General features: G+C 42.9%; 19 protein-coding genes and 1 tRNA gene. 12 read left to right on the top strand and 8 right to left on the bottom strand.

Going from position 1 to position 23,329, the window contains the following annotated elements:
* Nucleotides 1-111 precede the first annotated feature (111 nt).
* Nucleotides 112-188 (bottom strand) — tRNA-Pro (locus FM019_RS16450).
* Between the two features lie 190 nt (nt 189-378).
* On the bottom strand, nt 379-846 hold the full coding sequence (locus tag FM019_RS16445; RefSeq protein WP_143837059.1) for a YHS domain-containing (seleno)protein: 468 nt from the start codon (nt 844-846) through the stop codon (nt 379-381).
* A gap of 115 nt (nt 847-961) precedes the next feature.
* Here FM019_RS16445 and FM019_RS16440 point away from each other — a divergent pair, with 115 nt between their 5' ends.
* Nucleotides 962-1,864 carry an AraC family transcriptional regulator gene (locus FM019_RS16440; RefSeq protein ID WP_143837058.1) on the top strand — a complete coding sequence of 301 codons (903 nt, stop codon included), beginning with the start codon at nt 962-964 and terminating at the stop codon, nt 1,862-1,864.
* A gap of 18 nt (nt 1,865-1,882) precedes the next feature.
* On the opposite strand, the gene dcd is transcribed toward FM019_RS16440, so the two are convergent.
* The gene (gene dcd, locus FM019_RS16435; RefSeq protein ID WP_143837057.1) at nt 1,883-2,485 is read right to left on the bottom strand and encodes a dCTP deaminase; all 603 of its coding nucleotides are present in this window, start codon (nt 2,483-2,485) and stop codon (nt 1,883-1,885) included.
* Between the two features lie 104 nt (nt 2,486-2,589).
* Nucleotides 2,590-3,651: an iron-sulfur cluster carrier protein ApbC gene (gene apbC, locus FM019_RS16430; RefSeq protein WP_143837056.1), complete on the bottom strand. Its 1,062-nt coding sequence runs from the start codon at nt 3,649-3,651 to the stop codon at nt 2,590-2,592.
* 117 nt (nt 3,652-3,768) lie between these two features.
* On the opposite strand from apbC, the gene metG reads away from it, so the two are divergent.
* The 4 genes from metG to FM019_RS16410 all read left to right on the top strand — a co-directional run bounded on the left by metG (nt 3,769) and on the right by FM019_RS16410 (nt 10,104).
* Nucleotides 3,769-5,796, top strand: coding sequence for a methionine--tRNA ligase (metG, locus tag FM019_RS16425; protein WP_143837055.1), 2,028 nt, complete (start codon nt 3,769-3,771; stop codon nt 5,794-5,796).
* A 459-nt stretch (nt 5,797-6,255) separates the two neighbouring features.
* Nucleotides 6,256-6,909, top strand: a complete 654-nt coding sequence (locus FM019_RS16420; RefSeq protein ID WP_143837054.1) for a hypothetical protein — start codon at nt 6,256-6,258, stop codon at nt 6,907-6,909.
* Between the two features lie 110 nt (nt 6,910-7,019).
* On the top strand, nt 7,020-9,251 hold the full coding sequence (locus FM019_RS16415) for a TonB-dependent receptor (protein WP_143837053.1): 2,232 nt from the start codon (nt 7,020-7,022) through the stop codon (nt 9,249-9,251).
* Nucleotides 9,252-9,312: 61 nt separating this feature from the next.
* Complete coding sequence (locus FM019_RS16410; protein WP_143837052.1) at nt 9,313-10,104, top strand: hypothetical protein; 792 nt, start codon at nt 9,313-9,315, stop codon at nt 10,102-10,104.
* Nucleotides 10,105-10,108: 4 nt separating this feature from the next.
* Here the strand turns inward: FM019_RS16410 and FM019_RS16405 are convergent, their stop codons facing one another.
* From FM019_RS16405 to FM019_RS16390, 4 genes are all read right to left on the bottom strand, one after another.
* A complete protein-coding gene (locus FM019_RS16405) occupies nt 10,109-12,337 on the bottom strand; it encodes a winged helix-turn-helix domain-containing protein (protein ID WP_185969321.1) in 2,229 nt (742 codons plus the stop codon).
* A 332-nt stretch (nt 12,338-12,669) separates the two neighbouring features.
* Complete coding sequence (locus FM019_RS16400; protein ID WP_143837050.1) at nt 12,670-13,575, bottom strand: hypothetical protein; 906 nt, start codon at nt 13,573-13,575, stop codon at nt 12,670-12,672.
* A 473-nt stretch (nt 13,576-14,048) separates the two neighbouring features.
* Nucleotides 14,049-15,122, bottom strand: a complete 1,074-nt coding sequence (locus FM019_RS16395; protein WP_143837049.1) for a methyl-accepting chemotaxis protein — start codon at nt 15,120-15,122, stop codon at nt 14,049-14,051.
* Between the two features lie 122 nt (nt 15,123-15,244).
* Nucleotides 15,245-16,030: a class I SAM-dependent methyltransferase gene (locus FM019_RS16390; RefSeq protein WP_143837048.1), complete on the bottom strand. Its 786-nt coding sequence runs from the start codon at nt 16,028-16,030 to the stop codon at nt 15,245-15,247.
* Between the two features lie 77 nt (nt 16,031-16,107).
* Here FM019_RS16390 and gloB point away from each other — a divergent pair, with 77 nt between their 5' ends.
* From gloB to FM019_RS16355, 7 genes are all read left to right on the top strand, one after another.
* The gene (gloB, locus tag FM019_RS16385; RefSeq protein ID WP_143837047.1) at nt 16,108-16,881 is read left to right on the top strand and encodes a hydroxyacylglutathione hydrolase; all 774 of its coding nucleotides are present in this window, start codon (nt 16,108-16,110) and stop codon (nt 16,879-16,881) included.
* Nucleotides 16,882-16,924: 43 nt separating this feature from the next.
* On the top strand, nt 16,925-18,592 hold the full coding sequence (locus tag FM019_RS16380; protein ID WP_143837046.1) for a LysM peptidoglycan-binding domain-containing protein: 1,668 nt from the start codon (nt 16,925-16,927) through the stop codon (nt 18,590-18,592).
* Nucleotides 18,593-18,600: 8 nt separating this feature from the next.
* Nucleotides 18,601-19,647 carry an ion transporter gene (locus FM019_RS16375; protein WP_143837045.1) on the top strand — a complete coding sequence of 349 codons (1,047 nt, stop codon included), beginning with the start codon at nt 18,601-18,603 and terminating at the stop codon, nt 19,645-19,647.
* A gap of 199 nt (nt 19,648-19,846) precedes the next feature.
* Nucleotides 19,847-20,308, top strand: a complete 462-nt coding sequence (locus FM019_RS16370; RefSeq protein ID WP_185969320.1) for a methyltransferase family protein — start codon at nt 19,847-19,849, stop codon at nt 20,306-20,308.
* A 222-nt stretch (nt 20,309-20,530) separates the two neighbouring features.
* Nucleotides 20,531-21,994, top strand: coding sequence for an ATP-binding protein (locus FM019_RS16365; protein WP_143837043.1), 1,464 nt, complete (start codon nt 20,531-20,533; stop codon nt 21,992-21,994).
* 5 nt (nt 21,995-21,999) lie between these two features.
* Nucleotides 22,000-22,689 carry a response regulator gene (locus tag FM019_RS16360; protein WP_143837042.1) on the top strand — a complete coding sequence of 230 codons (690 nt, stop codon included), beginning with the start codon at nt 22,000-22,002 and terminating at the stop codon, nt 22,687-22,689.
* Nucleotides 22,690-22,704: 15 nt separating this feature from the next.
* Nucleotides 22,705-22,998 carry a putative quinol monooxygenase gene (locus FM019_RS16355; protein ID WP_143837041.1) on the top strand — a complete coding sequence of 98 codons (294 nt, stop codon included), beginning with the start codon at nt 22,705-22,707 and terminating at the stop codon, nt 22,996-22,998.
* The last annotated feature ends 331 nt before the right edge of the window (nt 22,999-23,329 follow it).

The following is a 23,329-nucleotide window of genomic DNA, read 5'->3' as shown; positions in this document are numbered from 1 at the left end:
TATAAGGTTTCAGACTACTGTATTAGGGCACGGAAAGGGTACGGAAGGGGTACGCTCATTTTTAATGTTTCAGGGATTTTTGTTTAAACCGTTGGTTTTAAAGGGATTAATTGGTCGGTGTGAGAGGATTTGAACCTCCGACCCCTGACACCCCATGACAGTGCGCTACCAAGCTGCGCTACACACCGACCGAGCTGCGCAGTTTACTTATTTTTTGACGCTTTGCAATGGTCGTTTGCGGGGTTTGGGTGTTTTTGTTTGATAATTAGGCGTTTTTTGTCGATTCGTAAAAAAAGCCCCCATGTTGGGGGCAAACACCATGTTGAAACGGGAGACGTTTTAACACTTTTCACACACAATTCTTTAAGGTTTCGATTCTTACAGGTTATTGACTGCGACAAATTGAATTTCAGGCCATTCAGCATCTGCTGCTAACAGGTTTTGTGGAATATTCATTTTCCATACGTCATACACTTCTTTGTCGCGGTTGACATATAACTTACCGTCTACAATTTCAAAAGCTTTGCCGTCTACTTTGAATGTTTCACCCATGGTTGCACCTAATGCACAGTATCCGCCGTACGCGGGTTCAAAACGCTCTGGTTCATGTTTAAACAGGTCGCGGTTTTCAGCGCTGCTAAATCGGTAAATCGCGCCTTTATGTATTGCAGTAAACTCTGCGCTGCCTAGCACTGGCTTGCCTTCAGTGAAATACGCCACCGCGTCGTGGCCAGCTAAAATTACGCCATTTTCATCGGTAGCAGTTTCTTGTGATGCAAATACAAAGGATGACATGGCGATAGTCATCACCGCGAAAAATATTCTGTAGCTAAATAATTTAAACATGGTCGGTACTCGTTTTAAGGGTTAAGCATTAATGAATCAGTTGATGAGGTGAATCTTACGCAGCTTCTGGTATGCTAACTATGTCTCAAACAATACAGATTATGTCCCATCGTCTATGGATGTTTTAAACCAACTTTTTTCTACCTTTAAAGTCAGCGCAAACGTTTTTCACAATGGCCAATATTGTGGAAACTGGGCGGTCGATACCTCTGGCACTCAGTACATGAGTTTCCATATTGTTAGCTTTGGCCGTTGTTTTGTGACTATTGGTGATGGTTCCCAAAGTTGGACTTTGGAAAAAGGCGATATTGTGTTGTTTCCAAAAGATGTCATCCATTGCATTACCAACGATGAAAGCTTTGCAGTTGAAAAAAATCTATCCAGTAGTAAAGACTATCAAGATGGGTTAGAGGAAGGTGGTACAGGGTTAATTTGTGGTTATTTTGCCCACAATCATCCTTTGGTCACGTCTATTACAGAGCATCTTCCTGATGCCGTGATCTTAAAAAGAGAAGAAATTAAAACAAATAAGGCTGGCCTATTCTGGTTGCTAGAAGCACTCATGGACGAATCGTTGAATCCAGAAAAAGGTTCGGAGCTGATATTGGGAAAAATCGCTGAAGCGATCCTGGCGATGATATTTCGTCAACATTTACCGTCTGAAACGGGCGTGCTAGCAGCAACGATTCATCCGAAACTCAGTAAAGTGATGGAAGCGATCCATGCTGATCTCGATAAAAAATGGACTGTGGAGCAACTCGCGGAAATCTGTTTTATGTCACGCGCGGCATTCAGCGACTTGTTCAAGTCGGTGTTGCAGGTTTCACCCATGGACTACATTACCCAATGGCGGCTAAGTCAGGCGTATAGAATGTTGGCGGATGAGAAGGTACCTACCCTGCATGCTGCTCTAGCCTGTGGCTACGACAATGAATCTTCTTTTTCAAAAGCCTTTAAACGCGTTTTAGGGGTAAGTCCGGGAGCAGTGCGCTCAGGACAAGCCGAAGCTGTCCATTAATAAGCTAATTCAGAGTTGTCACTCAGTATCGCCGCTTTTATCGTCAGCACTTATCCTGCTGGCGATAGCCCCGTCTTGACCACGATATTTGGCATCCGCTCTGGAATGATAGGGTTTTTCAGCAAAATCAGACAACACCTCAAAACTGATGGCACCAATTTTCATCTTAGGTTTGAGGGCCAGTGGCAATTTACCACTATTGTAAAACTCCAATACGATATTCCCTGACCAACCCGGATCAATTCTGTGCGCGGTGACATGCACCATTAAACCCAGGCGTGCTAGTGAGGAGCGACCGTCTAACCAGCCAACAATGTTCGCAGGTAAGGTCACAGATTCATGAGTTACAGCCAACGCCAACTCACCGGGGTGAAGGAAAAAGGATTTGTCGTCAGCGACCATGATTTCATCACTCATTACCGAGTTCATGGCTTCTTGCACTTGTGCCTTTGGTCCACTGAGATCAATGTAAGGTGCGGCATGATCTTCAAAGACTCTAAACTTGTTGCCCAAACGAATATCTACGGTTAGTCCGCTGATTTGAGAGTAATCGGGTTCTGGAGTGATCCCGATTTTTCCGTCCTTCAGGTGTTGGTAGATATCTTTGTCACATAAGCGCATGATTTTAAACTCTTTATTTTTGTTTTTAGAAACAAGGTTAGTGAGCGAGTGCTCTGACCGCCGACATTATGGTCTGCGTTCATACTATGTTCAATGTTTTTCCACTAACTGGACATTTGCACGTCGATTCCATCATCGTGTTTTAAGCCGGAATACAAAGCAAGTTGTTTGGAAACATTAAACGCTAAGTCTGAATACGCCAGGCTAAGAGCGGAATTGGGTAGTTGGTACAATAGCGGTTTGCCTCCATCGGCATGCTCACGAATGACAATATCCAATGGGATCTGTCCCAGCAAGGGCAAACCAAATTCGGTTGCCAATCGCTGTCCGCCGCCGCTGGCAAACACGTAATCTTTGTGACCACAATTTGAACACAGGTAGTAACTCATGTTCTCAACCAAACCCAAAACGGGTACATCAACCTTATTGAACATGGCAATGCCCTTTTTAGCATCTGCCAAAGCGATATCTTGAGGAGTGGTAACAATCACTGCAGCGGTGATCGGTATTTGCTGCGCCAGCGTTAATTGAATGTCACCGGTACCCGGCGGCATATCCACAATCAAATAGTCTAATTCAGGCCACAAGGTTTCGTTTACTAACTGTTGAAGGGCTTTACTGGCCATGGGGCCTCGCCAGATCGTGGCATTTTCAGGAGGCACCAGATAACCAATAGAATTTGCCACCACCCCCTCACAGTTCAATGGGATCATGTGGCGGTTATCTTCGCTTTGTGGGTGTGCTTGAGGGTTACCTAGCATGATAGGAATGGAAGGGCCATAGATATCAGCATCCAACAATCCTACTTTGGCGCCTTGGGCCTGCAAAGCAAAAGCAAGATTGACACTGGTTGCAGACTTACCGACTCCGCCTTTACCAGAGGCAACCGCAATGATGTTATTTACATTGGTTACACGTTTCAATTTAGTTTGTTTAGGGTCAATGTAACTTTGGCATTGCACCTCTGTTTGAGTAATGCCTAGTGCTTGCAGCGCAACGAAAATTTCATTACATCGTTGCTCAAATACGAACGGAAAAGACAAGCGAATTTGCTGCTCACTAATTTGGCAACCTTGGGTCACTACCGAGGCTTCAACGTCGAGTAAATCCGCCAATGTCTGGTAAATCTGCTTTCTAAACTCAGGATCTGACAACTTATTCGACAATTCTGCCCCCTTATTAGCAAGTTTTACTGGATTTGCATTTAATTGCTGGTGCAAACACAGTGCATTTTCGTTACCATTTGCGTCCTTTTTTCAACTTATCAAGACACGTAGACACACATGCCAACAGAACCACGCAAAATTCTCGTTACCAGTGCCCTACCCTATGCGAATGGATCCATTCATTTAGGTCACCTTTTAGAGCACATTCAAACCGATATTTGGACGCGATTTCAGCGAATGCGTGGGCACCAATGTTACAGCGTGTGTGCAGACGATGCCCACGGTACACCAGTGATGCTAAAAGCCCAAGAGCTTGGTATTACTCCTGAGGAAATGGTTGCGCAAACCCGCGCAGAGCACCATCAGGATTTACTGGATTTTCATATTGAGTATGACAACTACTATGTCACTCATTCTGAAGAAAACAAAGAACTGTGCGAAGAAATTTATAATCGTCTTAACGATGCGGGCTACATCAGCAAACGCACGATCAGTCAATTGTATGATCCGGAAAAGAACATGTTCTTGCCAGACCGTTTTGTAAAAGGAACATGCCCATCCTGTGGCGCTGAAAACCAAAATGGCGATAGCTGCGATGTTTGCAGTTCAACTTATAGCCCCACAGAGGTCATTAACCCGCGCTCTGTTGTTTCAGGTGCCACACCAGTATTAAAAGACTCCGAGCATTATTTCTTTGATCTACCCAAGTTCGAAAGCATGTTAAAAGACTGGTTAGTCAGTGGTGCGTTACAAGAAGAAATTGCCAACAAGTTAAAAGAATGGTTTGAAGAAGGCTTACAGCAGTGGGATATCAGCCGCGACGCGCCGTATTTTGGTTTTGAAATTCCCGGTACAAAAGACAAGTTCTTTTATGTTTGGGTTGATGCACCTGTAGGTTATATGGCTAGCTTCAAAAACTACTGTAACCAACACAACATCGATTTTGACAGTTACTGGAATGCCGATTCGGATGCCGAGTTGTATCATTTCATTGGCAAAGATATTACCTATTTCCATTGTCTATTCTGGCCAGCCATTTTGGAAGGCGCTGGATTGCGCAAACCTACAGGGGTTAATGTGCATGGCTTTGTTACCGTGAATGGTGCAAAGATGTCGAAATCCACTGGAACCTTTATCAAAGGTAGAACTTACCTTAACCATTTAAATCCAGAATATTTGCGTTATTACTATGCGTCAAAGCTTAATGATGGCGTTACCGACATCGATTTAAACCTCGAAGACTTTGCGCAAAAGGTCAATTCAGATTTGGTCGGCAAGGTGGTTAATATTGCTAGCCGTTGTGCCAGTTTCATTACCAAACGGTTTGACGGAAAGCTGTCTGAAAATGTAATTGAACCTGAGTTAGTCGCGCAATTTCACCAGGCGGCCGATGGGATCGCTGAAGCATTTGAGAAGCGTCAGTACAATCGTGCCATTCGAGACATTATGGGCCTTGCAGATAAAGCCAATCAGTTTATTGATGCGCAAGCACCTTGGGTGACCATCAAGGAAGAAGGCAAACAACAATTCACTCATGATGTCTGTTCACTGGGGATCAATTTATTCCGAATTTTGATGGTGTACTTAAAGCCGGTGTTGCCTACTTTAGCGCAACAGGCAGAGAGTTTTTTAAATGACAAATTGACATGGGAAAGCGCGCAAACTGTGCTCACCAATCATGAAATCAACAAATTTAAGGCGTTAATGCAACGTGTTGACATGGATAAAGTGAATAAAGTGATTGAAGACTCAAAAGAAAACCTGGAAAGCTCCCCTAAAGTTGATCCAAATAGTCCCCTAGTAAAAGATCCAATTGGCGAGACGATTGCGTTTGATGACTTCGCAAAAGTTGACCTGCGCATAGCAAAAATCGCTAAGGCAGAACACGTTGAAGGTGCAGATAAACTTCTGCGTTTGCAATTAGATTTAGGCGGCGAAACCCGCCAGGTCTTTGCAGGGATAAAATCGGCTTATCAGCCGGAACAACTGGAAGGCAAACTGACGGTGATGGTCGCGAACCTGGCACCGAGAAAGATGCGTTTTGGTTTGTCTGAAGGAATGGTATTGGCCGCGGGCCCTGGCGGTTCAGATCTATGGATACTGGAACCCCACGAAGGTGCTCAACCAGGAATGAAAGTTAAATAACCTCAATTAGGACTAAAGATTAAAAACAGAAAAGGCGTTCAAATGAACGCCGTTTCGAATGCTGATTATGCTTACTTCTTGCTAAGCGCATCAAAACGTTTCGTAAACTTGTCAACAGAGCAATATTTTTCAATATTTTGTTGCTTATCATTGAAAAGAGTTTGTAACGTTCTACCGTTACTGGGATTAAATGCATCCCAATTCAATCAATATCACTCCAGTTTTTGATTAAATGCCATAAATTTATAAAATTCAAAAAATGCAATTAAATCAATGTGATAAATATCCATAAGCTAACCATTAGAAATTCATCAGTGCCAATTAATTCTCATTTTACGATTCTTGCCACACAATCTTTCAGGTGAAATGGCGACGTCATTTTTTACCCATTTACCTGGTATCGCAAGCTATTGAACTGTGAGCTTGCCAATCACAAATAAGACAAAAAGGAAAAATAAAATGAAGATAACTAAAATAAAAATGATATTGATAAGTGGCTTATTGTTGTGCACCTCAACGTTCTCCCATGCAGCGTTCATTTCCGCTCTAGATGGTTCTGAAATTAGCGATCTAAACAGCGTGACCAGCACGGTTTTGGACGTTGATGATATCACTGGCAATCTGATGGGGGCGTTCAATATTGATATTGTTGGTGTCTTATACGACGTTGCATTTATTGATGACAGATTTAGCAATGTGTTTGGCGATGCAAGTGGTCTGGATGTGACTGATTTGGCTACGGCTATGACCTTTGCCGCTGCACTTAATGACTCTGTTTTTGTCGACGTTGGCCAATATAAATTTGATTCAGATCCAACTGCTACTAATGGTTGCGAATTCATTCGCTGCCAGGCGAATATTCCATATCAATTCGATTCGCTATTTTTTGCTTGGTCTATGGGGTTGGCTATCAATGTGGTTGACGATGCACTAGACCGATTTGATACAAAAGGCCAACGAAATAACGATTTATCTGAATTCTCTTTTGATGTATATGCCGACTTTTCACTTGCTAGTGAGCGAGTCATTCCGCAAGTATCAGAGCCTTCTATGTTGGCGATGTTATTGTTTGGCGTGTTGTGTTTTGTTCAGAGAAAGAGAACGGTAAGTTAACCTGAGTTAAGGCTAAATTAGTCGATATTCCTGTATGCCAATAGAGGATCAAAAGGCTAGTACCCTATTGGCATTTTTAAGACCGTTTGGCCAACAATGATGGAGTTTTAATGACCTCACGCTTGTGTATCACTTGCTGTTGTATAGTCGCTTCTCATTTTACTGCATCTGCGTTAGCAAGTGCTCAAACCGTAGACTCGATACCTGACAAAATCGATCATAAAGTGATTGAACGTTTAACTATTTCAAGCTCCAGACGTGATGTGGATGTTCATGAGGTTAGTGGCAGTGTTTCTGTACTAAGTGAAAAAACACTTAGCGAAAATGTAATTGATGACTTTCAAAGTGCCCTTCGCCTTATTCCTGGTGTTACGCTTAGCCAACAACGTAAAAATCGAGCGACGATAAATATCCGAGGGATCAATACCGATATAGGCGAGACTCAGTTGACACAAGATCCAGTAGGGTTGTACGTCAACTCAATGTCAATTACCGGACCTTATGCGGAAATTCTTCAGCCTGACTTGAGTTTGTTTGATGTCAATCGGGTAGAGGTGCTAAGAGGCCCCCAGGGCACCTTATACGGCTCAGGTAACATTGCTGGAACTGTGAGGATTGTTACCAATCAACCCAATTTTGACGTGCTAGAAAGTGCGGTGAGGCTAGATGTTGCCGATATTGCCCATGGCGGAGTGCGTCATCGTCAAGATCTCATGATAAATATTCCGTTAATCTCAGATGAGCTGGCGCTGCGGTTGGTTGGCTCCCGACGCCAAGCCGACGGTTGGGTTAAAAACACCCGACTAAACATAGAAAATGATTTTACCGACAGTAACTTGCGCGCGGTACTTGCTTGGAGACCATCGGAAAATTTGGACCTTTCCTTAGAAGGAATGTGGGTTGAAAGTGACCCTGGAGACGCTAACGGTTGGGATCCAAAACAAGGGAAATTTCTTCGTTCCACATTTGTCAGGGAGTCCCGTGCATTTGATTTGCAAATTTATAATCTGAATCTGGCTTACCAATTTGCTAATGACCTGTTGTTAACTTCATCCACCAATAAACGAAGCTCCACGGCAAACTGGTTTGATGATTTGGGGGATTTCTTTGGCTTTGGGCAATTGGTGAATCAAAGCGTGCTGGACAGCGATATTTTTTCTCAGGAATTCAGGTTTGTGTCTGAACATTCTGAACGAATTTCTTGGGTCGCGGGGGCTTTTTACCAGGAATATAAACAACAAGGCCCTCTGCTTTTTAAGGTACTGAGTCTGCAGGAGACCTTTGCCGACATCGCGCCTGGGGTGGTGAATTCTGATGTATTTAATGATGGGGTATTTAAAACTGAAGTTGAAGAACTAGCCGTGTTTGTAGATGCAGAAGTAGATTTGTCTCATCATTGGCTTTTAGGGTTAGGTGCGAGATGGTTTGAGGCAGATTCAATTTTAAAGCAGCTTGAAGAACGTGTTTTTGATTTTGAATCTTTGGCGTTGCAGCAGATACCAGACTTTGTCAACACCACCCAAAACAGCGATCTAGTTTGGCGGCTTTCACTCAGTTATCAACCAGATGAACAGCAACATTATTATGTCACTGTGAGTAAAGGAGCACGAGCGGGCAAGGTAAATCCCAATATCGGTCCAAGCTTTGTTGACCCAAATGACGTAGTTATTGAACCAGACTACGGGTCAGACGCACTTTTTAATCTGGAAGTAGGCACAAAACGCTATTGGCTTGATGATCAACTACAAACCAATATTGCAGTTTATCGAATTGACTGGCGCGACGTGCAGGTGGATGCGATTCGTCCTTCAGACAGTGCCAACTATATTGCCAACGCTGGAGACGCTGAAGTCTTCGGAATTGAACTTGAATTGAGAGCGAATCTGGAGCAAATCAGTGGTTTTGTTAACGCGTCTTGGCAAGACGGCAAAATAGTCGACATTTCAGATCAGCGAAGCTTTTTATCGGGCGCACTAAAAAACGATAGACTGCCAGGTGCCGCTGAGTTTGTCGCTAGTGCAGGTATCGATGTAACTTGGCAGTGGCAAGCAGGCGCACAAATGATCTTTTCCCTAAACGCAAGTTACACAGATAACAGTGTAAATCGTTTCTCAAATATGAGCGGTGTGAGTGCGCCTAATCCAGATTTTGCCGAAAGTGAGGCATTTTCTCAGATTAACTCCTCCATTAGCTATCTAAAAGGGCAATGGAACGTGAATCTGTACGTCGAAAACCTTTTTGACAACGATGCCATTATTCTCAACACAGGTGCAACCAATGAAAATCCTGCAATTAGTCTGCGGCCTCGTACACTGGGATTGAGGGTGACTTACACCATGTAGTTAATGTTATCTGCGTGGCTAAATCCATCAGTTTACATTTTAAACGCAAGTGAAGTTGGAAATGAATTCAATCATGTTTTTCATGATTCATGCTGGTTTGATAGGTCTTGCATACTACGGTTTTGCGATGCCCTTTTTCTTCGGTGTTTCGCGCGCTCCTTGGCCCTGCGAGCTGTTTGGTGGGGCGCTTTTTTTATGGCAATTTTATATTCTCGTCTTGTACATATTGAGAACGAGTCAATCTCATCTATTGACGAGCGTTTATTTGACTGTAGGGAAATTTTTAATCGCCCTGATGTTGCTGCTGGGTACGCTAAACGCCCACATTCTGGTCAACGCTGTGAGCAGTTTTGCGCAACGATACGCCTATCAACTTACCTTCTTTGATGGGGTGAGCATGCTTGGCGTCGGTATATGCTACTGGCGTTTATGGGTAAATAACCAATGGCAAGGTACTGAGCTTATGCGAAGTTTCAACACGGTCAGCGTAATATTTAGCCCAGTGATTTTGGTCAGCGCATTGAATTTGTGGGCACCTTACTTTGCATTAATATCTGTCGAACAATTTGCCGTCAACCACCGCCTAAGCCAATTTGTTGTTTTGACGTTTGTCTTGGTTATCTGGTGGCGAGCGAGAGTCGTTAACAAATACGATGTGAATTACAAATTATTGGTTGTAATACTGATGTCGCAAATATTGGGTACAGGATTAGTGGGGCAAGGGTCGGTTTGGCGATTATTGGTCGATTACTTTGCAACCTTGCCCGTTTTTCCCGTAATGATTTTGATAGGCATCTTGTTAAGTTTGCCTGTAGTTATTAAGCATGGGTGGAGAGTGTCTAATAAGCAGTGATATTTTAATCAACAGACAACGCAGCGTCATTTTTCAACTGGCGCTGATACCACTGCCTTTGGCTTTGCATAAATGCTTTATGTTGTTCCACTAAGCTCAAAAACTGGGGGTCTTGTACAAAAGGTTCAAATACGGGGTGTTTATGGAACCACATTGAATACATAGACCAATGATTGTCTATCGCCATTTTTAACTTAGCCATTGCCTGACTATGTTCTCCTAGGAGGATGTGAAACCTCACATCTTCAATGCCACTGCTAAAACCGCCGCCTTGCAGCTTGCGGGTCTTAGCGATGTGCGCTAACCCAGCTTTTAGTAATGTTGTGGCTTTTTCATCTTCAGACAATTGCGTCCAGGCTTGCGAAATCAAGTCCACCGCCCATAAAGACCAGTCTGTCACTGTAGGCTCATTGGCAAACAACTCTGGAAAGTTGGGCTCTAGTAAAGTTAATGCCTCTTCAGGTCGATTTTCAAATACCAGCCAATGTGCTGCCTGCAAGCGGAAATAAACCACTCGTGGGAATAACTCGATTTGTTTGTAAATAAAGTCAATCCCATCTTCAATATTGGGTTTTTCTCCAAATTGAAAAGACCATTTCTTAGCTTCATAATAATTGGGAAACTTAGCTAGTAAGGCTTGTGTGCACTGTTGTGCCTTAGCTCTATCCCAAAGCTGATAATGTATTAAACAAACACCCCAAATTCTATCGGGGTTGTTAGGATCTAATTCCTTTTCTTTAATTGCATACAACATTGCTTTACCCGGTCTTCCGAGTTGTAAAGACCAACGAGCCAATAAACCGTTATTTTTAGCAGACGTTGGGTTGTTTACAATATCCGCCTCAATAATACTGATGGCCTCTTCAGAGCGCCCTGAAATCCACAGATTCTGTGCAAGTATTTGCTGGATTTTACTGGAAGTGGGATCTAATGATGCAGCCTTGCGAGCTTGTATTACCGCCTCATCAAGTCGATTTTGGAATTGTAACCACGTGGCATATTGGCCGATGGCATCAGCATTATTGGGTTCCAATTCAATAGCTCTTTCTAACTCTATACCGGCTTGCTGTGTTTTTCCCTTTGCTATCAACATACTTGCGTTGAGGTTTCGCGCTTCACCGGAATTGGGATCCAGTTTAAGAGCCGTATCAAGCAAGTGCTCAACCTCATCTAAAAACTGTAATTTCCGTTCAGTCTGGTAGTCGTGGGTATAGCTATCGGTATCAAATTGAGCTTTTAACACTTTAGCTAATAAAATATGTGGCAACGGGTATTGACTGTCCAGTCGAATGGCTTGCCTAAACAAGTCTTGTGCAGTTTCCAAACCGGTTGACGTCATTTTATTCATTTCAACTCGGCCTTTGAGGACCAGCTCATAGACTTCGAAGCTAGGTTCGTAATTGTTGTAATTACTGGGCAATATCGTTCCTTTTAAAGCGGCCACAACTGCCGCGGCGATATCGTCTTGAACTGAGAACACATTCTGCAATTGGCGGTCGAAACTTTGCGACCAAATTTCTTTTTGCGTGTTCGCATTTATTAACCTGGTGAGCACTCGAATGTCATTGCCATTGACTTGAATACTGCCTTCTAGCATATGTTCAATACCTAATTGTGACGCGATTTGACTCACGGTTAAATTTTGATTTGCGATGGCAAAAGAAGATGTTCGCGCGGTAACGTCAAGACCCTTAACTCTTGATAACATGTCGATTACGGTGTCGCTCATGCCTTGTGCCAGAAACTGGTTAGACTTCGTTTCACTTAAGTCGCTAAATGGCAGCACAGCAATGCTAGGTGTGGTGTAATCAGGGCTGGGGTCTTTTACCCATTGGAATGTGAACACAAAAACAAGCAAAATAACCACTGACACAACGGCCAAGTTCGTTCGTGTTATGGTAAATCCCGTTTTTAGTTCATCTGCAGAAACAACGGTAAAATGACTCAGGTATCCCTTCTTCGGGACGGTTTCGATGTAGGCAGATTTGTCTTCAGGGTTTAATGTTTGTCTGATTATTGAAATGCAGCGATTGATAGGATCAGACGAAACAATTCGGTTTTCCCACACTTTTTCGATGAGCTCTTCACGTGTGATTACACGGTTTTGATTTAATATAAGGTACTCAAGTAAGCGAGCAACTTTGGGCTCTAAGCTCGTTTCCTTTTCGCCAGAGATGAGTGCACCCGTGTCGGGCTTAAAAATCCAGTTATCAAATTGGTATGAGTTTTCCAAAAATTCATTCCATAAAATTAATGCTTGATACGCCTCTTCCGAGCATATTCATCAGTCAGATAATCGCTTTTTTAGCATGCTATTCAACGCGCTACCAGTTTTAAAACCCATAGCTCGGTTTTATTTTATTAAAAAGGTTTTATACAAAAGGGGGCGACGCCAACTTTGTGTCCAATATATGTCGAAATAATGTGGGAGTGGAGAGGTTTTGGCAAACTCTCAATGGTTTATTTTACGGGTAAGTCTTTAGTCGCAGATTTTGGTCGAAATAATTGGAAAATGGGAAACTGCTCGACAGTTTCCCAATATCTTAGTTTGTCAGTTCGCAACAACTATACAGCCGCAACTAAGTCAGCCTCAAAACGTTTGCCTTGTGTATTAAGTTTTTCGTGACGGACTTCCACAATTTCGTTGTCCTTTGCGGGGTTTACGAACATAATTGAACTATCGGTCCAATAATCAATTTCAACACTCTCAATGGCCAAAAATGCACTAGATTTATTTGGCGTCATGGCACTTAGCACTCGTTCTATGGGAAGGTAATGAAAGTGATGACCTTTGCAGGGGTTTTTATAATTTACTGCTATCCCCCCTGTGAGTTTGATTAAATAGTCAACTTCTAATTTAACGACATTGTCATAGGCTTCAAGTGTTAATTTGTACGTAGTATTTGGTTCCATTTTTATACTCGTATCAATTTTTGAACCAATTGTAACCGTGTCGCTGTTGCTAGCTCCCTGACCAACTTCTTCCTCCATGGAGATTGAGGTTTCACCACCTACGCTACCGACCCCAATTTGTACACCATAATTGATCGATTGCGTGAAGCCAAAAGTATTGCGTTTATGCCAGGATGAGCTCACAGTAAACTGCTTTTCTTGTGTCAAGCTGCTGCCAAAATAACCATCGCTTTCAGTCGAGTTTGTTACAGTGGCAGTGTTTACTACCAAAAGCTGTTTACTATGGTCAACAATCTTATAGCTTTTGGGGGCAAGTTCGATGTTGACAGGTTCCCAGTTGTATCTTTCAAATAACTTATGCTTTCCGCCTGGGAGATTCATATATACATCGTTAGGGCTTCGACCTAACAATTTATTGACCGCTTGTTTAATATCTTCGGTACCGAAATCAAAAAGAGAATAGTCTGTGGGGGTAATCTTCCTGACTTCAGATCCGGTCATAGTAACGTTTATATCTTGTGGCGTTTCGCCTGTGACTATTGATGTCGTGATTGGCATGATCTTTTCCTTCTATCATTGTTTAAGGTTTATTTGATAGAACACCCAAAAAACACATATTGCCCAGTTAAGTCTGCTGTTACCTTTGATACTTACACGCAATACCAAGCTACATTTCCCGCGAGTTCCAATGATAACTATTTGCTAAAAAAGAGCGAATACCTAGCGTGGTGGGTAATTTTTTTCTAATGATTTACTAATGGAAAAGATAAGGTTTTAATCATTTTTTTAAAAGTGCGCCGAGACGCATATATTCATAGATAAAAAACTAGGTAAGCGTGTCCTTTTTTTTTTTGGATTTTAAATGAGGGATTCTACAGCGGAGTTAAAAAATGGCAGAAATTCCTTTAATAAAAACAACATGCACAAAAAAAGCGCTCAAATTGAAGTGCCCCCCATCAATTGGATAGTCCAACCATTGGGGATCACTGCAAATGAACGCCTTTTTTAATATTCAAAAAGTATGAGTGAAATTAAATATCTGCGGTTAAGCTGTCGATTTTACTCATCAAATCTGCACTGGCTTTTTCCATGTTGTTGAGAGCTTCAAGCGCTGCGCTGTCAATATTTTCACCTGCAACAGACAAGGCTGCACGAGCTGCGTCATAGACTCTTTGATTCGCTTGCTCAACACTTCTAATGTTCGAAGAGCTTCCTTCAACACCCAATGCGTTAATCCATGCCGATAGTTCCGACGATGCAGGCTCTCCAATTGCATTAACCGAACTGTCACCATTGCCGATGATACCGTTATACACTGCACGTTTGAGATCCAAGTGATCAATTTGTGCGTTGGCTAGAGACGTTCTGGCAGCTGATTCACTGATGGTATTACTCATAGAGGTAGACATTTCTAGCACCTGGCTAACTTTGTCTTTCACTTCACTAGTTTTGGTCACGAGCTCTTTGGATTGAGAAGACACTTCATTGATGTTTGATTCAATGTTACGCGTCCCTTCTTCGATTTTTTCAACCAGATTATTAATTTCCTGAGTCGATTCAGACGAACGCATTGCCAAGTTCCGAACCTCTTCGGCAACAACCGCGAAACCACGTCCGCTTTCACCAGCTCGCGCCGCTTCAATTGCCGCATTTAGGGCCAACAGATTGGTTTGCTCTGCAATAGAGTTAATGACTCCGACAAAACTACTAATGCTGCTAGCTAATCCCGACAATTCTCCGGCATGGGTTACCCCTTTTGCCGCCATGGCATCAATTTGAGTTAAACCACTAGCCGCTTCATCGAGCATCTCAGAAGAGCCAGTAAACAATTCTTCAGCACCTTTCACTTTGGCACTTTCTGCTGCCAAAGTAGACGCGGTGACACTCAGCGAGCCTTTGACCGAATTCAAGGCGCGTTGACCGTCTAACATTATCTCCGCGACAACTTGAGCCTCTGAACTTTCCGTGGTCTGCACAGCCGCCTGTTCTTGTGCGTCAGCGAGTTGAGACTGCAATTGATCAATCTGCCTTTGCAATGCTTGATTGTCATTAGTGAGTTCACGGATTTTGCGTTGATCTTCTTCGTTTACTTTCTTAAAAAACATTACTGGACCCCAGTTCCTAATTCTCAGTCATAGGCTTTGCAAATCGTAGGCAGATTCGCTTTAGTCTCTGTTTCAAAAATTATTTCATTTACCTAACAGCTAGTTATCGACCATTTTTTCATTTACAGCAAATTTTTTTCACGAAAATTGTTTTCTATGCCATTTCGCATGCTTGCTCTTACCGGTGAAAACTTTGGTGAAGGTTTCCATTTGGGTTTAATTAACGACAGCGGCACCACACGTTTTTTCGCCACAACAATATAAACACTAGCAAATATGGGCAGATATTTTCGGCACAATTTCTCTAAGCCCGAAAATATTCGATATTTCTTTTTGAACAATAAACTGGAAAAGGCAAGTTGATGTTGCTCAATCACTTCAAAACCCAGCAGGTTTAACCAATCTTTAATTCTGAAACGACTGAAAAATCTCGCTTCACGAACGATCTTATTCCGCGACATAGGTAAAAAACGAAAGATACCCGCCAAACTAAAAGGATTAAACCCAACTATCACAACGTGACCATTTGGGATCAATACTCGATCGATTTCTCTCAAGATTTGATGAGGGTCACGAGAGAAGTCCAGTTCGTGTGCCAGCACCGCCGCGTCGATGCTCCCTTCAGAAAAGGGTAGCTCATGGCTATCGGCAACTATTTGTGAACTTGCATTGTCTTGACTGGCTCGCACACATTGTTTGTTGATCACGTCAATCTTGTGATTAATTGTGCAACTAGGTAAATCAATATCTCGACTCAAGCAGCCAAGTTTGATCAAATGATAACCAAAAAAGCTTCGACAGCTATCATGTAAGCTGGATTCAACTTGTGATTTAAGCTCATCCCCTACTGGTATCTCACTCCAAGTTTTCGGATACAAGGGCTTTTTAGTACTAAAAGCAGGCTTCATTCAGTCCAAATATTTGCGCAGCATCAAACAAATTCTTATAGTACATCAATCCATTCACTACACAAGCAAGGGCAACTATGCACGATGTAACGGTGTTTCCGATCCCAGCATTCACTGACAACTACATTTGGTGTCTGCATAATGGACAGGATTGCTGGGTAGTTGACCCAGGTGAGTCAGGACCCGTGCTGTCTTATTGCGAAGTAAACAAGCTAACACTCAAAGGTATTTTAGTCACTCATCACCATTGGGATCACACAAATGGTATCGATACGCTGCTGCACAAATACCCAGATATACCTGTTTTAGGGCCCGACTATGGTAACATTCAAACATTAACCAAGCGGTTAAAGGAAGGTGATCAAGCGTATTTGGCCGAATTTGATCTGACGCTTGATGTCATTGACGTGCCGGGTCACACACTTGATCACATTGCTTATTACGGCAACAACATGCTGTTTTGCGGCGATACACTATTTTCTGCGGGTTGCGGAAGGTTGTTTGAAGGTAGCCCTGAACAAATGCACAAGTCTTTAAGCAAATTGATGCAACTACCAGGCGAAACCGTGGTCTATTGTACCCACGAATACACGCTGGCCAATGTGCAATTTGCTTTGCAGGTTGAGCCAAACAATACAGCCCTGTCTGAATATTCAGACTGGGCGAAAAAAAGGCGACGTCAGGGCCTCCCTACTCTGCCTACGAATATAGAACAACAAAAAGCGATTAACCCGTTTTTACGTGCGCAACAGGATGAAATTAAACACAATGCAGAAAACTATTTGGACAAAGCTCTGTCCGATGAAGTTCAGGTTTTTGCTGCAGTTAGGCAGTGGAAGGACAATTTTTAATGGAGCTCACAGCTCTCCTACTCATGTTGTATTGGACACAGTGATGAAAGTCTCTCTTGTCAGTGCAATAACCTTGTTAGCTGGGTGTCAGTCGTTCAGCGCGATGACCCAAACTCACCCTGAGTTGGAGCAAGAGCAGCAGATTGCTGAACAGATAAATGAAAGTTGCCAGCAACAGCATGACCTAGCGCAAGAGCTTTTTGATTGCACCTCTGCCGCGCAAGGCACCATACCGGTTACCCATCCAACTGAAATAGTAGAAATTACTGTAGAGCCAGACAACTATGTGGAACTTCCTGCCGAAGCGCTGCCGCAGAATCGCCACAATGTTTGGCTGAGGATCAAACAGCAGTTAAGTTTTGACATCCCTGAAAATAAGCGGGTCACTGCTCAAAAAAATTGGTATTTAAAGCACCCCAAATATATGCAGCGTGTGTCTAAACGGGCGAAACCGTTTTTACACTACATTGTCGAAGAGATTGAAAAGCACCAATTGCCATTAGAGCTGGCTTTGTTACCCATTGTGGAAAGTGCGTTTGACCCATTTGCATACTCACATGGGCGTGCAGCCGGAATGTGGCAGTTTATTCCCAGCACTGGAAAACGTTTTGGCATGAAGCAAACTTGGTGGTATGACGGCCGCCGCGATGTCGTTGCATCAACGGAAGGTGCGATTGCATATTTAAAATACCTAAACAAAATGTTTGATGGAAACTGGATGCATGCACTTGCCGCATATAACAGCGGTGAAGGTCGAGTAATGCGAGCCATCAAGCGTAACAAAAAAGCCGGTAAACCTACGGATTTCTTTTCGTTGGATCTGCCCAGAGAAACACGCGCATATGTTCCAAAATTATTGGCTTTAAGTAGTATTTTAAAAGATTTTGATGATGACAATGTCGAATGGCCGCTGATAGAAAACAAAGCTTTTGTGCAAGTCGTCGACATTCAATCTCAAATCGATCTGGCGCTGGCAGCAGACTTAGCTGGTTTGAGTTTAAAAGAACTTCACTCACTCAATGCTGGTTTCAATCGATGGGCGACGGATCCGAAAGGTCCGCACCGTTTATTATTACCTGCTGACCGGGCAGAAAGTTTTGAAATCGCGCTTAACGATATCGACAAAAACAAGCGGTTGAATTGGGTTCGCCACGAGATTAAAAGCGGCGACAGCCTGTTGAAACTCTCTAAGCAATACCATACGACCGTAGATGTCATACAAGGCGTCAACGATATGGATGGCAACATGATCCGAGCGGGGGACTATATCCTAGTACCCGTGTCATTAAAGTCATTAGATCAGTATTCGTTATCAGAAGATCAGCGTCTGGCGAGCACACAATCTAAGCGCAGAGCTTCTCACCAGTTGTCTCATACCGTGAAAGCCGGAGATACGTTCTGGGACTTAAGCCGCCAATACAAGGTAAATATTCGCAGCCTTGCTAAGTGGAACGGTATGGCGCCGACCGACATGCTCCATCCTGGCAAGAAGTTAGTTATTTGGGTAAACCAAGTGTCGGAGTCGCAACGTAAAGATGCTGTAGTTCGCTCGTTGACTTACACTGTCAGAAAAGGTGACTCTTTGGCCCGTATTGCGAATAAATTCAAAGTGAAACTGAATGATCTTAAACGCTGGAATCAGGGCAAACTGTCCAAATACCTGCAACCTGGACAAAAACTTAGAGTCTTTGTAGACGTAACCCGAACCTAAGGTAATTGATGTTTGGCTTTAATCGCGACAATCTGCTAAAAAGCCATGAAGGGCCCTGGATACTGCTTGATTTAGCTATGCTGGGGCTACTGATCATTAATCTTGTTTGGATCATCTTCGATTCATTGTATGAAACCGAAGTATTCCGACAAGGCTTGGCCTACATATCAGACGGATTAGTCAGTGGCTATGCTCCAGTTCACGCAAATTTTTTATTAATTGATTTGGCCTTTGTTGCCGTATTTCTAAGTGAATTTTGCTTACGTTGGGTGGTAGCAATTCGTCGAAAAACCTATTTGAGATGGTATTTCTTTCCGTTTGTTCATTGGTACGATCTAGTCGGATGTATTCCTCTTGCTGCCGCACGCATTTTTAGATTCTTGCGGATTTTTTCGATTTTACATCGCTTGCATAAATATCAAATTATCGATTTACGGCGAACCGCTCTATTCCGATTTTTCGAATTTTATTACAACGTTTTTGTAGAAGAACTGTCGGATCGAATTGTCGTGAAAGTGCTTAGCGATGCACAAAAAGATATCGCCGCAGGCTCCCCACTAATAGAAGACATTAGTCGCAGTGTGATCGCCAGCCGACTGCCTATATTAACCAAGTGGCTGGCATCTGTAATGAGCCATATCGGCGAATCTATTGAGCATAATGAACACGGTCAATCTGTGCGGCAACACGTGAACGAAAGTGTTGGAAAAGCAGTAAGAGAAAACTCGCAAATTGGCACATTAAAACTCGTGCCTGTACTGGGAAGCACTATTGAACGTACTCTGGAGCAAGCGGTGACAGACATTGTTACCCAATCGGTAGTAAATTTGCTCAAAGATATGACACCGGAAAAAATTGACGACTTTGTCGAGAATGGTATTGGCCGCTTTTCATCTGAGGATCATGAGTTAGATCAAGAAATGCTAGCTGTGGTCAATGAGTGCATCGAATTAGTTAAAGTGCATGTGTCTCAGCAGCGCTGGAAAAGTGAATTTGAAGGCAGTCAAACAAGTCAAGTTGATGAACAACCCCCATTACTTGAGCAAAATAAATAACCTCAATTCGGGATAAAAATATCTGCAATCAATTGATTTAAAACATAATATTTATAGTTTAATCCCAGTAGTGCTCTAATGCTCAAGATCAAGGCGCTCAAGTGACGGAATAGCCGGTTCTTTCGAACTTGAAGTACGCAGAAATTGGGCATAAGGGCTCTGCTGGACGGCTATGCTTACCCAAAATCGAGGTTATACAGTGAAATGGCTTGAACACAAAATACCCCCACCACTGGTGTGCGCATTCTTTATTTCAATGGCTGCTATAGCAAAGAGCAACGATGTTGGCGTCTTTCGTGAGGCAAAATCGTTTGATATATGGGTGGCACTTCCATTTTTGACTGGCATTGGCGTAATAGTATTGGGAATTTGGGAGTTTAAACGCGCTAATACCACAGTCGACCCAATCAACCCAAAGAAAGCGTCTGTTCTGGTGACTTCGGGAATATTCAAATTCACCAGAAACCCCATGTATGTTGGAATGATATTGTTTCTTATCTCCGCCACTTTCTACCTTGGAACCTGGATCGGATTCTTAAGTACTTTTGCTAGTGGCGTATACCTGACTCATTTCCAAATCAAACCCGAAGAGAAAATCATTGAAAACCTTTTTGGGCAAGCATATACGGATTATAAATCGCGTGTCAGACGTTGGTTGTAAGACAAAAAATCAGCAAATGTTGACGTGTCTGATAAACCTAAACGTTGAAAAAGACTTACCAACTGACTGTCGGCCAATATGCGATTTAAACTCGACAATTGTGCAAAAAATGTGGAAGTTTTACTGAATCGCCCAATCTTTCCTTAGCGATGCATTTAAGTACTTGAACTGCCCTAGAATTCAAGTAACGTAAAAATTGTTGATCTCAACAATGAAGATACTATGCGGATCCAAACTAAACTCTTTGCAATATTTTTACTCTCTAGCGTTTTCTTGACGGTTACCCTGATTGGCATTATTCAATGGAGCATTGGAAAAGGGATGATAGATTATGTCAATGCCAAACAAATCGAAGCGCTAAGGCCCGTTGCGGATTCACTAGCGGAGCATTATCAAGTAAACCAGTCGTGGTCCTCCATTAATGATGACCCCAGAATATTTATCGACTTAATACGGGAAGCTTCACCTGCGGCAAGAATGCCACGTCAGAGACCTCGGCCCTTCAGAGGAGACCATCCGCCCCAACGACGACCTCCAGATGGGAGTCGTTCCATACCAAGTGACATCGAAGGTCACAGACCTCCAAGGGGTTTACCACCGCCGCCAATGGGTTATGCTTTGTTAGACAGTCAACAAAACATAGTGGTAGGAAGGCTTTTTCATGAAGAAACACACAATACCATCGACATTGTTGTTGATGATCAAGTTGTTGGCCAGTTGAAATTTCTGCGCCGAGATCAGTTAACCGAAGGTTATGAGTTGAATTTCATCGAGCAACAAAACACCTCACTACTTATCTTTTCAATACTAATTTTGGTAATTACTTTAGTTATCGCATTACCGCTTGCTCGACATATCATTCGTCCCATCAAGCAACTCACCCAGGGTATGCACGAACTTACACAAGGACAATTTGATCGCCAACTCGCCTTAAAACGCAAAGACGAATTTAATCAACTTGAGCAAGACTTCAATGAACTTGCGTTTACCTTGAAGAAAAATGAGGACTCACGAAAGAGCTGGTTAGCCGATGTTTCTCACGAATTACGAACACCTGTTGCGGTGCTAAAAGGAGAAATTGAAGCAGTTATTGATGGGATCCGCCCACTCACTCTTGAGCAGTTTATCTCAGCCCAAGAAGAAATTGCCCAATTAGAACGCTTAATTGAAGATCTTCATGAGCTTACTCGTGCAGACATCGGTACATTGCACTACAAAAAAAACGTACTAGATATCAGTGCGTTAGTCAGCAGTGAAAGTCGCAAATATGAACAGCTATTGGCCGAACATAAAATTGACTTAAATATAAATTCTACTGATAAACCTATTCTGCTGAATGCCGATGAAAAACGTCTAAAACAATTGTTTAGTAACTTGGTAACCAATGTCATTCGTTACGCTGAAAATGCGAGTCACCTGAATATATCAGTAGTTAAACAAGATAGCGCTGTAGAGATAACTTTTTCCGACGATGGTCCCGGTGTGGCCAATGAACACCTAGATAAACTGTTTGAGCACCTGTATAGAACAGAGCAATCTAGAAACCGCAATAGTGGAGGTAGCGGTTTGGGGTTGGCAATTTGTAAAAAAATCATGATTGCCCATAATGGCAAAATTTGGGCAACACAATCAGCGATGGGTGGTCTTGCTGTGCATTTGCTGTTTGGTCTGGATATGCGAGGTTAAACTTTATGACGACCCCCTTGATTTTTATAGTGGAAGACGAACACAAACTAGCCTTGCTGTTGAAAGACTATCTTCACCAAGCACAATATGCAGTTGAAATTTTTAGTGACGGCAACGATGTTGTCGAAGTGGTAAAACAACATCCCCCTGATGCAATTTTGTTGGACATTATGCTACCCGGAAAAGATGGGATTCAGATTTGCTCGGAAATACGGCGATTTAGCCAAGTGCCCATATTAATGCTGACAGCGAGAGTTGAAGAAGTCGATCGGCTAATAGGACTGGAGATTGGAGCTGATGATTATATCTGCAAACCTTTTAGCCCACGGGAAGTAGTCGCCAGAGTCAAAGCCGTATTGCGCAGAACCCTACAGCCAGATATTCAGAATAAGCCGTTGTTAGGTCTTGATGACAACCGTATGTTGGCCTTAACGTCAAATCAAAAGATTGTCCTAACCGCAGTTGAGTTTAAAATGCTTAAATGTTTATTAAGCGAACCAGGCCGAATATTTTCTAGGGACCATCTAATGGATATTGCCTATGACGACCATCGCATAGTTAGTTATCGCACTATTGACAGCCATATCAAAAAACTTCGCAAAAAACTTAACGACGAAGGTGGATTGGATTTAATTCGATCGGTATATGGCGTGGGTTACAAAATAGTCGAAAGTGTGGAAGACTGCGATAAGTAATATAAGGAGGGGAAAATGATCATTATCACTGGCCGCGTCCATATTCGAGAAAACTGTCTTCAGGATGCACTGGCATTATGCCTGAGACACGTAGAACATTCTCGCGCTGAAGACGGGTGTATTTCTCACGCTGTCACCCAAGATGTTGAACAACCCAAAAAGCTGTTTTTTTTCGAACAATGGCGAGACAACGATGCTGTGCAAGCACACTTTGCATTGCCGACCTCACAACAATTTGTGAAAAATTTATCACCTTTGTGCGAAAGCCACCCAGAATTAACCGTTTATCAAGCCGAGAAGGTGAATTGACAAGACGCTAGCGTCTAGTTAATTCACGCCCGCACTCCACAACTACGTCATACTCGTATTCCATGACAACGTCACGCCCGCGTGCCAAACCTACGTCATGCCCGCGTACCAAACCTACGTAATACCCCGCGAGCCAAACCCACGTCACGCCCGCATGCCAAAACAACCTCATACCCGCGTACCAAACCTACGTCATATATGGACCCACCCAGTTTGCAAGGTTTATTGATAGATAATAAGTGAGTTATTGCCTTCATATATTCGGCCTGTTTATTGAGCTCATTGGCTCATGGCCCAGATGCAATTTGCTCCTACTTAACTAATCATCCCC

The organism is Aliiglaciecola sp. M165, assembly GCF_007197995.1.
Lineage (GTDB): Bacteria > Pseudomonadota > Gammaproteobacteria > Enterobacterales > Alteromonadaceae > Aliiglaciecola.
This window is presented reverse-complemented; position numbering and strand designations above follow the sequence as displayed.

What these genes read in the sequence shown, in the direction of transcription:
- FM019_RS16400 (WP_143837050.1), bottom strand. Translation starts at nt 13,575, where the DNA reads ATGCCAATCACGACATCAATAGTCACAGGCGAAACGCCACAAGATATA.
- FM019_RS16365 (WP_143837043.1), top strand. Translation starts at nt 20,531, where the DNA reads ATGCGGATCCAAACTAAACTCTTTGCAATATTTTTACTCTCTAGCGTT.
- FM019_RS16395 (WP_143837049.1), bottom strand. Translation starts at nt 15,122, where the DNA reads ATGTTTTTTAAGAAAGTAAACGAAGAAGATCAACGCAAAATCCGTGAA.
- FM019_RS16410 (WP_143837052.1), top strand. Translation starts at nt 9,313, where the DNA reads ATGAATTCAATCATGTTTTTCATGATTCATGCTGGTTTGATAGGTCTT.
- FM019_RS16415 (WP_143837053.1), top strand. Translation starts at nt 7,020, where the DNA reads ATGACCTCACGCTTGTGTATCACTTGCTGTTGTATAGTCGCTTCTCAT.
- FM019_RS16380 (WP_143837046.1), top strand. Translation starts at nt 16,925, where the DNA reads ATGAAAGTCTCTCTTGTCAGTGCAATAACCTTGTTAGCTGGGTGTCAG.
- FM019_RS16355 (WP_143837041.1), top strand. Translation starts at nt 22,705, where the DNA reads ATGATCATTATCACTGGCCGCGTCCATATTCGAGAAAACTGTCTTCAG.
- FM019_RS16360 (WP_143837042.1), top strand. Translation starts at nt 22,000, where the DNA reads ATGACGACCCCCTTGATTTTTATAGTGGAAGACGAACACAAACTAGCC.
- dcd (WP_143837057.1), bottom strand. Translation starts at nt 2,485, where the DNA reads ATGCGCTTATGTGACAAAGATATCTACCAACACCTGAAGGACGGAAAA.
- FM019_RS16375 (WP_143837045.1), top strand. Translation starts at nt 18,601, where the DNA reads ATGTTTGGCTTTAATCGCGACAATCTGCTAAAAAGCCATGAAGGGCCC.
- FM019_RS16445 (WP_143837059.1), bottom strand. Translation starts at nt 846, where the DNA reads ATGTTTAAATTATTTAGCTACAGAATATTTTTCGCGGTGATGACTATC.
- metG (WP_143837055.1), top strand. Translation starts at nt 3,769, where the DNA reads ATGCCAACAGAACCACGCAAAATTCTCGTTACCAGTGCCCTACCCTAT.
- gloB (WP_143837047.1), top strand. Translation starts at nt 16,108, where the DNA reads ATGCACGATGTAACGGTGTTTCCGATCCCAGCATTCACTGACAACTAC.
- FM019_RS16440 (WP_143837058.1), top strand. Translation starts at nt 962, where the DNA reads ATGGATGTTTTAAACCAACTTTTTTCTACCTTTAAAGTCAGCGCAAAC.
- FM019_RS16420 (WP_143837054.1), top strand. Translation starts at nt 6,256, where the DNA reads ATGAAGATAACTAAAATAAAAATGATATTGATAAGTGGCTTATTGTTG.
- FM019_RS16390 (WP_143837048.1), bottom strand. Translation starts at nt 16,030, where the DNA reads ATGAAGCCTGCTTTTAGTACTAAAAAGCCCTTGTATCCGAAAACTTGG.